The organism is Streptomyces sp. NPDC002926 (genome assembly GCF_053591755.1).
Genome location: NZ_JBSFUK010000011.1, coordinates 73,251 through 87,361 on the forward strand (window position 1 = coordinate 73,251; position 14,111 = coordinate 87,361).

Annotated in this window: 15 protein-coding genes; 4 read left to right on the plus strand and 11 right to left on the minus strand. The window is 69.4% G+C overall.

All coding sequences use genetic code 11. The features are described from left to right. Positions 1-166: 166 nt before the first annotated feature. Positions 167-1,615 carry a hypothetical protein gene (locus tag ACWDZ6_RS19225; protein WP_451503817.1) on the minus strand — a complete coding sequence of 483 codons (1,449 nt, stop codon included), beginning with the start codon at positions 1,613-1,615 and terminating at the stop codon, positions 167-169. Positions 1,616-1,876: 261 nt separating this feature from the next. On the opposite strand from ACWDZ6_RS19225, the gene ACWDZ6_RS19230 reads away from it, so the two are divergent. Then, positions 1,877-3,706 carry an endonuclease/exonuclease/phosphatase family protein gene (locus ACWDZ6_RS19230; protein WP_451503818.1) on the plus strand — a complete coding sequence of 610 codons (1,830 nt, stop codon included), beginning with the start codon at positions 1,877-1,879 and terminating at the stop codon, positions 3,704-3,706. 88 nt (positions 3,707-3,794) lie between these two features. Here ACWDZ6_RS19230 and ACWDZ6_RS19235 read toward each other — a convergent pair whose 3' ends face one another. Together ACWDZ6_RS19235 and ACWDZ6_RS19240 are read right to left on the minus strand one after the other, a co-directional pair. Further along, complete coding sequence (locus tag ACWDZ6_RS19235; protein WP_451503907.1) at positions 3,795-4,502, minus strand: antibiotic biosynthesis monooxygenase; 708 nt, start codon at positions 4,500-4,502, stop codon at positions 3,795-3,797. An 83-nt stretch (positions 4,503-4,585) separates the two neighbouring features. Next, positions 4,586-5,254: a hypothetical protein gene (locus tag ACWDZ6_RS19240; protein ID WP_451503819.1), complete on the minus strand. Its 669-nt coding sequence runs from the start codon at positions 5,252-5,254 to the stop codon at positions 4,586-4,588. Positions 5,255-5,473: 219 nt separating this feature from the next. On the opposite strand from ACWDZ6_RS19240, the gene dapA reads away from it, so the two are divergent. Beyond that, complete coding sequence (gene dapA, locus ACWDZ6_RS19245; RefSeq protein ID WP_451503820.1) at positions 5,474-6,367, plus strand: 4-hydroxy-tetrahydrodipicolinate synthase; 894 nt, start codon at positions 5,474-5,476, stop codon at positions 6,365-6,367. Positions 6,368-6,455: 88 nt separating this feature from the next. On the opposite strand, the gene ACWDZ6_RS19250 is transcribed toward dapA, so the two are convergent. From ACWDZ6_RS19250 to ACWDZ6_RS19265, 4 genes are all read right to left on the minus strand, one after another. After that, a complete protein-coding gene (locus ACWDZ6_RS19250; protein WP_451503821.1) occupies positions 6,456-6,920 on the minus strand; it encodes a DUF6082 family protein in 465 nt (154 codons plus the stop codon). Positions 6,921-7,195: 275 nt separating this feature from the next. Beyond that, a complete protein-coding gene (gene dapD / locus ACWDZ6_RS19255; RefSeq protein ID WP_366736336.1) occupies positions 7,196-8,185 on the minus strand; it encodes a 2,3,4,5-tetrahydropyridine-2,6-dicarboxylate N-succinyltransferase in 990 nt (329 codons plus the stop codon). 173 nt (positions 8,186-8,358) lie between these two features. Beyond that, positions 8,359-8,895: a TetR/AcrR family transcriptional regulator gene (locus ACWDZ6_RS19260; RefSeq protein WP_451503822.1), complete on the minus strand. Its 537-nt coding sequence runs from the start codon at positions 8,893-8,895 to the stop codon at positions 8,359-8,361. Further along, entirely contained in the window at positions 8,895-9,215 is a 321-nt protein-coding gene (locus ACWDZ6_RS19265) for a DMT family transporter (protein ID WP_326649151.1), read from the minus strand. Before ACWDZ6_RS19265 ends, ACWDZ6_RS19260 begins: the two co-directional genes overlap by 1 nt. A gap of 111 nt (positions 9,216-9,326) precedes the next feature. On the opposite strand from ACWDZ6_RS19265, the gene ACWDZ6_RS19270 reads away from it, so the two are divergent. Both ACWDZ6_RS19270 and ACWDZ6_RS19275 read left to right on the plus strand, forming a co-directional pair. Further along, complete coding sequence (locus ACWDZ6_RS19270) at positions 9,327-9,830, plus strand: MarR family winged helix-turn-helix transcriptional regulator (protein WP_451503823.1); 504 nt, start codon at positions 9,327-9,329, stop codon at positions 9,828-9,830. A 67-nt stretch (positions 9,831-9,897) separates the two neighbouring features. Then, on the plus strand, positions 9,898-10,959 hold the full coding sequence (locus ACWDZ6_RS19275) for a DUF7847 domain-containing protein (protein WP_451503824.1): 1,062 nt from the start codon (positions 9,898-9,900) through the stop codon (positions 10,957-10,959). 232 nt (positions 10,960-11,191) lie between these two features. On the opposite strand, the gene ACWDZ6_RS19280 is transcribed toward ACWDZ6_RS19275, so the two are convergent. From ACWDZ6_RS19280 to sufC, 4 genes are all read right to left on the minus strand, one after another. Continuing rightward, on the minus strand, positions 11,192-11,530 hold the full coding sequence (locus ACWDZ6_RS19280; protein WP_326649154.1) for a metal-sulfur cluster assembly factor: 339 nt from the start codon (positions 11,528-11,530) through the stop codon (positions 11,192-11,194). Then, positions 11,527-11,991, minus strand: a complete 465-nt coding sequence (sufU, locus tag ACWDZ6_RS19285; protein WP_366733912.1) for a Fe-S cluster assembly sulfur transfer protein SufU — start codon at positions 11,989-11,991, stop codon at positions 11,527-11,529. The genes ACWDZ6_RS19280 and sufU overlap by 4 nt, the downstream gene beginning before the upstream one ends. 96 nt (positions 11,992-12,087) lie before the next feature. Further along, positions 12,088-13,344 (minus strand): cysteine desulfurase, encoded by a 1,257-nt coding sequence (locus tag ACWDZ6_RS19290; protein WP_326649156.1) that lies wholly within the window; start codon positions 13,342-13,344, stop codon positions 12,088-12,090. Further along, positions 13,341-14,105 carry a Fe-S cluster assembly ATPase SufC gene (gene sufC / locus ACWDZ6_RS19295; RefSeq protein WP_351452654.1) on the minus strand — a complete coding sequence of 255 codons (765 nt, stop codon included), beginning with the start codon at positions 14,103-14,105 and terminating at the stop codon, positions 13,341-13,343. The genes ACWDZ6_RS19290 and sufC overlap by 4 nt, the downstream gene beginning before the upstream one ends. Positions 14,106-14,111: the final 6 nt, after the last annotated feature.

Genomic DNA, 14,111 nt, shown 5'->3' on the forward strand with positions numbered 1-14,111 from the left:
GCCTCCCCCTTATCTTATCTCCCCCCCCCGCGGGTGGGGGCGCGGCCCCCCCCCCGCCGGGGGGGGGGGGCGGCCCCGGGGGGGGCCCCCCCCCCCGTCCCGTCCGCTACAAGGGGTGCCGCACCCCGAAGCCTGCCGGTCCGGCCCGATCGGGACGGCGGCCGCCTCAACCGCCGGTCCGCGACCGTGCCTTGAACGCCGCCTTGCGGGCTTCCTTCGCCGCCCTCTTGTCCGGGTGCAGCCGGCCCATCGCTTCCAGTACGTCCGCCGTCGCCGGGTGATCCACCCGCCACGCCGCCTCGAAGAAGCCACTGTGCTGGCCGACCAGTCCCTCCACCAGGTCCCGGAGTTCCTCCAGGTCCCCCTCCGTGCCCAGCTGCGCCGCGATTGTGTCGATGGCCAGCCAGAAAATCATCGACTCCGACGGCGCCGGCACGTCCTTTGCGCCCCGCTCCGCCAGCCAGACCCGCGCCAGGCCGCCCAGCTCCGCATCGTCGAGCACTGCGCGGACCGCCGGCTCGGCCTGCGGGCCCACCAGGGTCAGAGCCTGCTGGCAGTGGAGGCGGCGCAGTGGAGCGCCCTCGTCCGCGCCGCGCGCCGCCGCGAGGAGTTCGCGCGCGGAGTCGGCGGGGGTGCGCCGGGCCAGCCACTGCTCGGTCTCGGCCCGGGCCGACAGCTCCGGGTAGTGCGCCAGCCCGTCCAGGAGTGCGTCCGCGTCCTCGTCCGCCAAGTCCCCCACCGCCGGCGCGTCGATGCCCGCCTCCCGCATCCTGGCCCTGACGCCGTAGAGGCCGAGCGGGGTGAGCTTGACCATCCCGTACCGGGACACGTCCTCGTCGTCGCCCGGAGGCGCCGATTCCTCCTCGCCCTCCTCCGCCATCAACGCCTCGTCCACCGGCCGGTATTCGACCAGGCCGATCGGCTCGAGCAGCCTGAACTGGTCGTCCAGCCGCATCATCGCGTCCGACACCTGCTCCAGTACGTCGTCGGTGGGCTCGCCCATGTCGTCGGGCACGATCATCGACGCGGCCAGCGCGGGCAGCGGCACCGGCTCATCGCGCGCGCCGCCCTCGGCGACGGTCAGCAGATACAGGTTCCCGAGGACCCCGTCGAGGAACTCGGACTCCGCCTCCGGGTCCCAGTCGAGCGTCTTGAAGTCGATCTCACCGTCCTCGTCGATGGCGCCTGCCAGGTCCTCCAGAACAGGAGCGGTGGCGTCCGCGTGCACGGCCTCCAGGGCGTCCAGCCAGATCGCGAGGATGTCCTGCGGTCCGCCCGAGACGATCAGTTCGAGGTTCTCCCCCACGGTGACCGTGCCGTACTCCGCATCGTCGTCCTGCGGATCCTGGACTTCCACCAGCCCGGCGTCGACGGCGAGGCGCCACGCCTCGCTCGCGTACGCCGGACCGTCGGCCCCGCCGAGCCCCAGCTCTTGCGCGGCCATGGGCAGCTGCTCGTCGACGAGTTCGCCGCCGGCGCCGACCCGCGTCCCGGGACCCGCCCAGCGGGCAAGACGGACGGCCCTGGTCAGCAGCGGAGTGGCGAGCGCGTCCCGCGCCAGCTCCGCGTCCGAGTGCAGCCGCACCGGCGGCAGGGTGGGGCGGTCTTCCGACATCTGGTGGTTCTCCTCGGGGCGTACGGGTGCGGGCGGCCCGGTGGGCGGCCCCCAGCGTAGACGCAATTCACCGCGTTTCGCCGAGCCCGGGCAGTACGCGCAGTGCACGCCGGGCGTCGAACGGGCTCCCCCACGCCGGTTCACCCGCCCGTCGGTCGCAGTACACCCGTCAACCCTTGACAACTCCCCTGCGGAACCAAGAGATTGACGCGCGTAGAACCATTTGCGCCACCCCTCATCCCTCACTCCCGGAGTTCGTTGATGCCTTCCTCCGTCGTACCGAGAACCACCGCCGTCTCGGCCGTCGTCGCCGTCGCGCTGGCCGCGGGCCTGCTCGCCGGTTCCTCCGCCGCCTCCGCCGCGGAGGTCCGGATCCATGACATCCAGGGCTCCACCCGGATATCCCCGCTGGTGGGGCAGCAGGTCACCGAGGTACCCGGCATCGTCACCGGCGTACGGACCTACGGATCCAAGGGCTTCTGGTTCCAGGACCCGCAGGACGACGCGGACCCGGCCACCAGCGAGGGCGTCTTCGTCTACACCGGTTCCAACCCGACCGTCGCCGTCGGCGACCAGGTGCTGGTCTCCGGCACCGTCGGCGAGTACATCCCGGGCGGCACCTCCTCCGGCAACCAGTCGCTCACCCAGATCGCCAAGCCGACCGTCACCGTGGTCTCGTCCCAGAACCCGCTGCCCGCGCCGGTGACCGTCTCCGCCCGGTCGGTCCCCTCGGCGTACGCCCCGGCCGGTGACGCGGCGGCGGCCGGCAGCATCAACGCGCTGCCGCTGAAGCCCCACGCCTACGCTCTGGACTACTACGAGTCGCTCGAGGGCAGCAATGTACGCGTCGGCACCTCGCGCGTCGTCGGCGCGACCGACACCCATGCCGAGCTCTGGGTGACGGTGAAGCCGCACGAGAACCCGGTCCGGCGCGGCGGCACGCTCTACAGCTCGTACACCGCGCAGAACACCGGGCGGCTCCAGATCCAGTCGCTGACGCCACTGGCCGAGAAGCCCTTCCCCACGGCGAACGTCGGGGACGTACTGTCCGGAACGACCGAAGGGCCCCTGGACTTCAACCAGTTCGGCGGCTACACCCTGACGGCGCGGACCCTCGGCACGGTGCAGAACCTCGGTCTGAAGCGTGAGGCGACGCGCAAGCAGCGCAAGGGCGAGCTCGCGGTCGCCACCTACAACGTGGAGAACCTGGACCCGTCCGACCCGCAGGCGAAGTTCGACGCGCTGGCGGCCGCGGTCGTGACCAACCTCGCCTCGCCCGACATCGTCGCCCTGGAGGAGATCCAGGACGACAACGGCGCCAAGAACGACGGCACCGTCTCGGCCGAGGAGACGCTGAAGAAGTTCACGGCGGCGATCACTGCGGCCGGCGGTCCCGCGTACCAGTGGCGCACCATCAACCCCGAGAACAACAAGGACGGCGGCGAGCCGGGCGGCAACATCCGTCAGGTCTTCCTCTTCAACCCGGAGCGGGTGTCCTTCACCGACCGCCCGGGCGGCGACGCGAAGACGGCGACCGCGGTCGCCCAGGAGGGGGGCCACGCGGCCCTGACCCTCTCACCCGGCCGGATCGACCCGTCCAACGCCGCCTGGAACGACAGCCGCAAGCCGCTGGCCGGCGAGTTCACCTTCCGCGGCCGTACGGTCTTCGTGATCGCCAACCACTTCGGCTCGAAGGGCGGCGACGAGTCGCTGACCTCGCACCACCAGCCGCCGAACCGTTCCTCCGAGACCAAGCGCCTCCTGCAGGCGCAGGCCGTGAACGCCTTCGTCAAGGACATCCTGAAGGCCGACCGCCGCGCCGATGTCCTGGCCCTCGGAGACATCAACGACTTCGAGTTCTCGGCGACGACCAAGGCCCTGACGGACGGCGGCGCGCTCTACCCGGCTGTCAAGTCTCTCCCCTGCTCGGAGCGTTACTCCTACGTCTTCCAGGGCAACAGCCAGGTTCTCGACCAGATCCTGACGAGTCCGTCGATCCATGACTTCGCGTACGACAGCGTGCACATCAACGCGGAGTTCTCGGACCAGAACAGCGACCACGACCCGCAGGTCCTGCGCTTCCGCCCGTAGCCGCTCGCGGTTTACCGGCGACGTACCGTGATACCGCGATGCCGCCGGGGTACCGCAGCACCGCCGGGGCAGACCGCGGCACCGACGGCTACACGCCCGCGCTGAGGCTCAGCGCGGGCGTGTACCGGTTCACGCCGCCACCCGTCACGCCGGGGAAGCTCTGCACCTTCGCCCACTGCGGGGTCCTCGACCCGACTCCGTCGCCGGGCGCGGTAAGCGCCTCGCGGTGCGCCTCGGCGCTCTCCCACTCGGCGTAGTTGAGGACCCGGGTCCCGTCGACGCTGACGTGGAAGTGCCCGGCGATGCCGCCCGGGTGCGGGTGCGGTTCTGTTCTCAGGGCTTCGAAGACGCCGTCCACCCAGGCTCGTTGGCGCTCGGTGTCAGGCCCGTCGAACTCCACGTCCACGATCACCACGCAGCCCGGGATCCGCCGGTCGTCCGTCCCACGGCCGCCGCTGCGGTAGAGCTGGTAGGAGCGCGGCCCGCGCCGCTGGATGCCGGGCACGGCCGCGTCGATCTCCTCGTTCCTGTCGTCCCGGTGGGCGCGGAGGAAATCCTGGTACGCGTCCTCGTCCCGCCACTGCGAGTAGTGGAGGAGCGTCGTGCCGTCCTCGCCGACGAAGACGCTGTACGAGAGCAGTCCGGCACCGGGCCAGTCCCGGCTCTGCCAGACCTCGGCGACGGCCTCGACGGCGGCCCGCTGCCGCTCGGGGGTGCCGACGTCCCAGGTGGACACTTGGACGAGTCCGCTCTCGGCGCGGGTGAGATCCGGCCGGGAGTCGGGCTGCGCGGTCACGGTCATGGTGATCCCCTCCTCGCTCGGCACGCCCCTGTGGCGCGCCGACGATCACCATCCTCAAACGTGAACCATGGTTGAGGTCAACCGCCGACGCCCACGTCGTTGTTGGGTGCGCCGTCGCCCACCGGCGGCAGATCGCCGCGCTCGACCGGCGCGGTGGGCTCCTGCCGCTGCGGCAGGAGCTCGTCCAGCTCCCGGTCGTCCGCCGGGTGCGCGGCCTTCGCGGCACGCCTCAGGGTGTCGCGGTCCACGGCTCCGTCGGCGCCGATCCGTACGACATGACCGTCCTCGGCCCGCGCGTACTCGTGGGCGTCGCCGGACGTCCGGTACCAGTACGTCCCGTCCCGCTCGCACTTCACCGGCCGCCCCTCCGCCGGATACAGGGAAGGCTCCGCGCAGTTGGCCTCGGTCAGCGTTCCCCGGTCGACCTCCAGCCGTATCCGCTCGCCGCTCTTGGAGACATACACGCTGGAGAAGCCGTCGCCGCCCAGGACTCCGACGGACTGCTTCGCGAGGCTGTATCCGTCGACGGCGGTGACATAGATGTGCTCCATCGCGGACTGCATATAGCGGGCCCGCGCCTCCAGTCGGGACCGGTCGGGCGCCGGTCCCGAGGATCCCGACGGAATCGAGGACCCCGTCCGCCCCGAGGTCCCTGAGGCTCCTGACGCGGCCTTCTCGGTGCCGCAAGCGGTCAGGGCGAGGGGCAGCAGCAGTATCAGCGGGAGGTGGCGCACGGCTCGGATCATGGATACATCGTGCCGGGTGCCCTGCAAAGAACCGGCCCTGCCCGCGATCACCGTTCGGTGACGGGTAGCGGAGTGCGTGGTTCCCGCCGGCCGAACCCGCCGGGGCGTACGAGGATCGGACCCAAGACCGCCCGAGCACCCAACAGTTCAGCTCCGCTTACCTTTCACCCCAAGAGATTTTAAGTAGACCTTCACCCTCTGTCCGGCCGAAACTGCGGTATGACCACATCCCGCCCTTTCGGCCGAGCGCTCTGCGCGATGATCACGCCCTTCACCGACGCCGGTGAGCTGGACCTGGGCGGCGCCCAGAATCTCGCGGACCACCTGGTGACCGAGGGCTGCGACGGCCTCGTACTGAGCGGCACCACGGGTGAGTCGCCGACCACCTCGGACGCGGAGAAGACCGCTCTCGTACGGGCGGTGATGGAGGCGGTGGGCGACCGCGCGGCCGTCGTCGCCGGCGTGGGCAGCGCGGACACCCGGCACACCGTGGAGCTGGCGCGGGCCGCCGAGGCTGCGGGCGCGGACGGGCTGCTGGTGGTGACGCCGTACTACAGCCGTCCGCCGCAGGCAGCTCTCGAAGCGCACTTCAGGCACGTCGCGGACGCGGTCGGCATCGCCCTGATGCTGTACGACATCCCGGGCCGCACCGGCACCCGTATCGAGACGGAGACGCTGCTGCGCCTGGCCGGGCATCCGCGGATCGTGGCCGTCAAGGACTGCGCGTACGACCTGCTCGGCTCGACGAAAGTGATCGCCCGGACCTCGCTGGCGTACTACTCGGGCTCCGAGGAACTGAATCTTCCGCTGTACGCGGTGGGCGGTGCGGGCTTCGTCAGCACGGTCGCGAATGTCGCGCCGCGGCAGCTGCGGGCGGTGCTCGACGCGTACGACGCGGGGCAGGTCGCCGAAGCCGCCCGCCTGAATCAACTCACCGCCCCGCTGAGCGAGTTGATGATGGCGTCGGGGCTGCCCGGCACGGTGACCGTGAAGGCACTGATCGACGCGGGACCGGTCCGTGCACCGCTGCAGCCCGCCGGCCGCGAGGCGACCGACGGGCTGCGAAGGGCATACGAGGAACTGCTCGCATCAACATCCGGCCCGTCCGTCTGAGGCCCTTGGGCGGGGCCGCCCCTGAAAACACCTCAGTTGTGCAGCGTCAGAGATCCTGACGGACGGCGTGAAGGTGAGCAGGTGCGACCTAAGGCGTCCCTGCCGCGGCACACTCGTAACAGCTGTCCGCGATCAATAGAAAATCTCTCTTCCTCTTGGCCTCTGCAGCATTCGTCAATTCCATCCACCCCGACCGGCTGGCACGCCAATACTCCCTCCCGATCTCTCCACGAAAAAATGAATTGAGATTCATCTTCAGCAGCATATCGTTGGCATCTTTGGTCAGGTAGGACGAGTAGTACCAGGAAAAAATCAGATTTGAAAACATGAGTTGCCTCTGCTTCTCCTCCGATCCGGAAGGCATCTCGCCACCCCAGCAGGTCCGCAGCGAGGAATCATTCATTGACATGACAATGAGTTCTCGGTGGTGCGCCCTCATGCTCTCATCTTGAGAGATGTTCGTCTGTCTAGATTGATAGCTGAGTGAGATCGCAATAATCACGAGAGCGGCCGTAGAAATGACAAGCGAAATGACCGAGATAGTCTGATCCACGTTCAACCCCCGTTGGCAGCTTCCGCTACGACTGACTTCCCAGCCGCAGGGACACCTCAAACGATCCCGCTTGTACAACTACGAGGACCAGGGTCTCGCCGAGGAAGGCACCAGGAGTCTCCGTCGGAGCGGCACGCAGCGGAGCGCCCTCCCGGGGCCGTCTCGGGGCCGTGGAAGGGCGCTCGACAATGACCAACGCCAGCAACTGCCGACAGCTCAGCACCAGGTCAGCGGGTTGATCCAATACGAGGCCGCAGCTCGGCGGCCCCGCGAGTTCAGTTGTGGCTGTGCAGAACCTCGTTGAGGCCGCCCCAGACCGCGTTGTTCGGGCGGGCCTCCACGGCGCCGGTGACCGAGTTGCGACGGAAGAGGATGTTGCTCGCGCCGGACAGCTCGCGCGCCTTGACGATCTGCCCGTCGGGCATGGTGACCCGGGTGCCGGCGGTGACGTACAGACCGGCCTCGACGACACACTCGTCGCCGAGCGCGATGCCGACGCCCGCCTCGGCGCCGATCAGGCAGCGCTCGCCGATGACGATACGGACGTTGCCGCCGCCGGAGAGCGTCCCCATGGTCGAGGCGCCACCGCCGATGTCGGAGCCGTCCCCGACGACGACGCCCGCGGAGATCCGGCCCTCGATCATCGACGTGCCGAGCGTGCCGGCGTTGAAGTTGACGAAGCCCTCGTGCATGACCGTGGTGCCCTCGGCCAGGTGCGCGCCGAGGCGGACCCGGTCGGCGTCGGCGATGCGTACACCCTTGGGCGCGACGTAGTCCGTCATCCGCGGGAACTTGTCGATGCTCGTCACCTGCAGGTGCAGGCCCTCGGCGCGGGCGTTCAGCCGGACCTTCTCCACGTCGTCGACGGCGACCGGACCGAGCGAGGTCCAGGCGACATTGGCGAGCAGCCCGAAGACGCCGTCCAGACTCTGGCCGTGCGGCTTGACCAGGCGGTGCGAGAGCAGGTGCAGACGCAGGTACGCGTCGTGGGCATCCAGCGGCTTGTCGTCGAGCGAGGCGATGACCGTACGGACGGCGACAACCTCGACCCCGCGGCGGGAGTCGGACCCGATGGCCTTGGCGGCGCCCGCTCCGAGGAGCTCGGCGGCCTGCTCGCCGGTCAGCCGCTCGGTGCCGGCCGGGCCGGGCTCGGCGGCGAGCACGGGGGCGGGGAACCAGGTGTCGAGGACGGTGCCGTCGGTGGTGAGGGTGGCGAGTCCGGCGGCGACGGCGCCGGTGGTGCGAGGAGCAGTGGTGTCGGTCATGACAGAAAACTTAACCGGCCGGGGCGGGCCGGTGCGAACCGGTCTCAGGTGCCGGTCGTGCGTCCACCCCGGGCCGGACCAGGGGCGGAGGTGATGGATGCCGACGACGGCGGTCTCCACGAGGGCGGCGGTACCCACCACGGCGTCCCGCCGGAGGCCGGCGGCCGCACCGCTCAGCCGATGATCCGCGCCAGGATCTCACGCGCGTACTCCGCTTCGTAGGGCGCGCCCGTCAGCAGCACCTGCAGACAGATCCCGTCCATCAGCGCCACCAGCGCCCGCGCCGTGACCGGATCGGTCCGCCGGGCCAGCGTCTCGGCGAGGTCCTCGCACCACTGGGCCGCGACCGGCCGCAGCGCGGGCCGCCGCAGGGCTGCCAGATAGAGCTCGTACTCCAGCTCGACCCCGGTGCGGTCACCCGCGAGCCACTCCCCCATCAGCCGCGCGAGCTCCTCCGCGATATCGGCCTCCGGGTCGGCGAGCGCGCCGCTGTCCCGTACCGCCGCCGCGAAACCCTCGTTGGCCTGGCGCAACGCGGCGACCAACAGCTCGTCGAGGGAGGCGAAGTGGTACGTCGTCGAGCCGAGCGGCACATCCGCCTCGGCCGCCACGGTGCGGTGGCTGAGCCCGGCGATCCCGTTGCGCCCGACCACCCGGATCGCGGCGTCGATGATGCGCTCGCGCCGTTCGGGGTCGTACCTTCGCGCCATCAGTGGGCTCCGCCCATGCTGAGCACCACGACTCCGGCGATCACCAGGGCGATGCCCGCGATCTTGACCAGGCTGGTCGACTCGCCCAGGAACATCATGCCGATGACGGCGATCGCGGCCGTGCCGACGCCCGCCCAGATCGCGTACGCGGTGCCCACCGACATCGTCTTCAGCGTGCGCGCGAGCAGCGAGAAGGCGAGCAGATAGCCCACGACGGTGAGCAGCGAGGGCCACAGCCTGGTGAAGCCTTCGCTGTACTTCATGGCCGTCGTCCCGGCCACCTCCGCCGCGATCGCCGCGGCCAGCAGTCCGTATCCCATGCGTACGAGTGTACACATCGTTGCGTACGACCGTACACAACGGCGCATCGTGCAATATATGTACGGGCGCAAACAACAGACGGCCAGGTGTCCCGGGAAAGGTGGCGGACGATGTCCGACCAGAATGACGGACCGCTGCCCGGGCAGCTCGCGCGCGTCCACCGCGACTACCTCACCGCCGTCGTCCTGCACGGCCAGGCGGCGGCCGAGACCCTCGGGCAGAACCCCACCGATGTGTACGCGCTCAACGCCCTGGAACTCGCAGGACCCCTGACCACCGGTGGCCTCGCCGCACGGATCGGACTCTCGCAGAGCGCCACGACCCGGCTCGTCGACCGCCTCGAGCAGGCCGGCTGGATCCACCGCCGCACCGATCCGGCCGACCGCCGACGGGTCGTTGTCGAGGCGGTGCCGCTCACCCGCGAGCAGGACGAGGCGGCCTTCGGCGCGGGCCGCCGCCGGATGGCCGAGGTCTTCGACAGCTTCAGCGCCGACGAACTGCGCGTCCTCGTCCGCTACTTCGAGCAGGCCGGGCCCGCGCTCCGCGAGGCGACGGCCGAGACCAGGAGCGGGGCGCGGGCCGCCAGGAAGGGCAAGGCGAAGGGGCCGCCGTGACCCGCCGCCGCCCGTCCCGCTACGGTGTGCCGTCCGACCAGGCACAATACGCGCGGGAGACACACCGATGGCATACGGGAACACGCCGCACGCAGGCCCTCCGGGCTGGGGCGGCTGGATGCCTCCTCCGCCACCGAAACCCGGAGTGATCCCGCTGGCTCCGCTCGGCCTCGGCGATGTCCTGGGCGGGGCCTTCGCGACGATCGGCCGCTACTGGAAGCAACTGTTCGGCATAGCCGCGGTCGTCTACGGAGCGGCGGCGGCCGTGGTCGGGGCGGCGTTGGCCGGCGCCTATGCGGCCGTGGGGAGCCATCTCCACCGGGTCTTCGCCGACGAAGGTACCCCCGACTGGGAAGACGTCCGGGCGTTGCTCATCGCCTTCGGCTGCGTCTGGCTCGTCGGCCTGCTGGCGATGCTGCTCGCCACGACGATGATCTACGCCGGCTGTGCGGCGATCGTGCAGGAAGCGGTACTCGGCCGGCCCACCACCTTCGGCGCCGTCTGGCGCCGGGCCCGCGCCCGGGTCCCCGCGGTGATCGGCACGGTCTTCCTCACCAGCCTGATCCTGCTGGTCCCCCTCGCGCTGTTCCTGCTGGCCTTCGTCACCGTCATGATCGCGCTCCTCACCACGGGCAGCGGGCCGCTCGTCGTGCCGCCCTTGGCCTTCCTGGGCGCCTTGACGACCACACCGCTCGCCGCCTGGCTCTGGGTGAAGTTCAGCCTGGCCCCGGCCGCAGCCGTCTTCGAGGGCCAGGGGTCGCTGGCGGCGCTGCGCCGCTCCTCGCACCTCGTACGCGGCGGCTGGTGGCGGATCTTCGGCAGCACGCTGCTCGCTTTCGGCATCGCCGCGGTGGCGAGCTACATCATCCAGCTTCCGGTGAACCTGATCGGGATGTTCCCGGGTGCGATCGGCACCTCGGACCTGGGTGCGGACCCCACGGCCTCGCAAGTGCTGGTCTCCATGGGCGGTCTGCTGATCGTGGTGCTGCTGAGCCAGCTGATCGGCGATATCTTCGTGGCCACCTTCCCGCAGCTGGTGATCAGCCTGCTCTATGTCGACCAGCGCATCCGCAAGGAGAACCTGGCCCCGGTCCTCGCCGAGGCCGCCGCCGTACCGCCCGCGTATTAGTCGATCCGGTCGATCCGTTCGCCGATGACGATCTCGCCCTCGGCCTCGAGGACCACCTTCCGGTTCAGTACCTGGCTCCGGAAGCGGGCGAGCGCGGGCGATCGTGGGAGTCGATGACGACGGCTACAGAGAAACGGCCATGCCCGCCAGTCTGTCTGGCGGGCATGGCCGTTTGCCGGATCTCGGGGTGGCCGACTCAGATGTGGGCTCAGGCCCAGGCTCAGACGTCGGCTCAGACGTTGAAACCGAGCGCGCGCAGCTGCTCGCGGCCGTCGTCCGTGATCTTGTCCGGGCCCCACGGTGGCATCCAGACCCAGTTGATCTTCAGCTCATTGACGATACCGTCCGTGGCCGCCTTCGCCTGGTCCTCGATGACATCGGTCAGCGGACAGGCCGCGGACGTCAGCGTCATGTCGAGGGTGGCGATATTGGCGTCGTCGATGTGGATGCCGTAGATCAGGCCGAGATTGACGACGTCAATGCCCAGCTCCGGGTCGACGACGTCGTACAGCGCCTCGCGGACTTCTTCCTCGGAGGCCGGCTTCAGTGCGGCTCCTGCGTTCTCGGTCATGCCGTCTTCCTCTCCGCGCCGTCTCCCAGTGCCTGGGCGGTCGCGTCCTTCCAGGCCATCCAACTCAGCAGAGCGCACTTCACCCGGGCCGGGTACTTGGAGACGCCGGCGAACGCGACCGCGTCCTCCAGCACCTCCTCCATCGCGTCGTCCGGCTCGATCTGCCCCTTGGACTGCATCAGCTCCAGGAAGGTGGCCTGGATCTTCTGCGCCTCGGTGAGCTCCTTGCCGACGAGCAGCTCGTTCAGTACGGACGCGCTGGCCTGGCTGATGGAGCAGCCCTGACCCTCGTAGCTGATGTCCGCGATGAGCGAGCCCTCGTACCGTACGCGGAGTGTGATCTCGTCGCCGCACGTCGGATTGACGTGGTGCACCTCGGCATCGCCATCCCGCAGACCACGCCCATGAGGGTGCTTGTAGTGGTCCAGGATGACTTCCTGGTACATCGAATCAAGCTTCACTGCGATTGACCTCGCGTCCTCTCGCCGGTCCGTCCAGGTGCCTCTCCTGCCGGGGGGCCGGGGGTTCCCCGGGGAAGGCACAACACGTCCCAGCCCCTAGCCGAAGAAGTTCCGTACGTGCTCCAGCCCGTCGACCAAGGCATCGACCTCCGACGGCGTGGAGTACAGATAGAACGACGCTCGCGTGGTCGCAGGAATTCCGTACCGCAGGCAGACGGGCCGCGCGCAGTGGTGGCCGACCCGGACCGCGATGCCCTGCTCGTCGAGGACCTGGCCCACGTCGTGCGGGTGGATGTCGCCGAGCGTGAAGGAGATCGCCGCGCCGCGGTCCTCGGCCGTGGTGGGGCCGATGATGCGCAGGTCCGGGACCTCGAGCAGCCGCTTCACCGCGTACTCGGTGAGGACGTGCTCATGCTGGGCGATCTTGTCCATGCCGATCGAGGTGAGGTAGTCCACGGCCGCGCCGAGGCCTACGGCCTGGGCGATCGGGGGCGTACCGGCCTCGAACTTGTGCGGCGCCGGAGCGTACGTCGACGAGTGCATCGACACGGTCTCGATCATCTCGCCACCGCCGAGGAACGGCGGCAGGTCCTCGAGCAGCTCCTGGCGGCCCCACAGCACGCCGATACCGGTCGGGCCGCACATCTTGTGGCCGGTGAAGGCCACAAAGTCGGCCTGCAGCGCCTGCACGTCGAGCACCATGTGCGGGGCGGCCTGCGAGGCGTCTATCAGGACCAGCGCGCCGACCTCCTGCGCACGGCGGACGATCGCCTCGACGGGGTTGATGGTGCCCATGATGTTGGAGACCAGCACAAAGGAGACGATCTTCGTCTTCTCGGTGATGATCTCGTCGATGTTGGACAGATCGAGACGGCCGTCGTCGGTGAGGCCGAACCACCTCAGCTTCGCGCCGGTGCGCTGCGAGAGCAGCTGCCACGGAACGATGTTGGAGTGGTGCTCCATCTCCGTGATGACGATCTCGGTCTCGTGGTCCACGCGGTAGGGCTCATCGGCCCAGCCGAGCATGTTCGCCACGAGGTTGAGCGACTCCGAGGCGTTCTTGGTGAAGATGACCTCGTCGCGGCTGGGCGCGTTGATGAAGGCGGCGACCTTGTCGCGGGCGCCCTCGTACAGCGCCGTGGCCTCCTCGGCGAGCACATGAATACCGCGGTGGACGTTGGCATTGTGCTGTTCGTAGTACTCGCTCAGCACATCGAGCACCTGGCGCGGCGTCTGTGACGTCGCCGCGTTGTCCAGGTACACGAGCTTCTTCCCGTCGTGGACCAGGCGGTCCAGGATCGGGAAGTCCTTGCGGATCGCCTCGGTGTCGAGGAGGCCCGGCAACTGTGTCACGCGGATACGCCACCCTTCGTGTATGCCTCGTAGCCCTCGGCCTCGAGCTTGTCGGCGAGCTCGGCGCCGCCGGACTCGGCGATGCGGCCGTTCGCGAACACGTGCACGAAGTCGGGCTTGATGTAGCGCAGGATGCGCGTGTAGTGCGTGATCAGCAGGGTGCCGACCTCGCCGGTCCCGTGGACGCGGTTGACGCCTTCGGAGACCTGACGCAGCGCGTCGACGTCCAGGCCGGAGTCGGTCTCGTCCAGGATCGCGATCTTCGGCTTGAGGAGCTCCAGCTGAAGGATCTCGTGGCGCTTCTTCTCACCGCCGGAGAAGCCCTCGTTCACATTGCGCTCGGCGAAGGCCGGGTCCATCTGGAGCTGCTCCATGGCGGACTTGACCTCCTTCACCCAGGTACGCAGCTTGGGGGCCTCGCCGCGGATCGCCGTCGCCGACGTACGCAGGAAGTTGGAGACGGAGACGCCGGGAACCTCGACCGGGTACTGCATGGCCAGGAACATGCCGGCGCGGGCGCGCTCGTCGACGGTCATCTCCAGGACGTCCTCGCCGTCCAGAGTCACGGTGCCACTCGTGATCGTGTACTTGGGGTGGCCCGCGATGGAGTAGGCGAGGGTCGACTTGCCGGAGCCGTTGGGGCCCATGATGGCGTGGGTCTCGCCCTGCTTCACGGTCAGGTCGACGCCCTTGAGGATCTCCCGGGGGCCGTTCTCGGCCTCGACGGAGACGTGCAGGTCGCGGATTTCAAGCGTTGCCATGGGTGA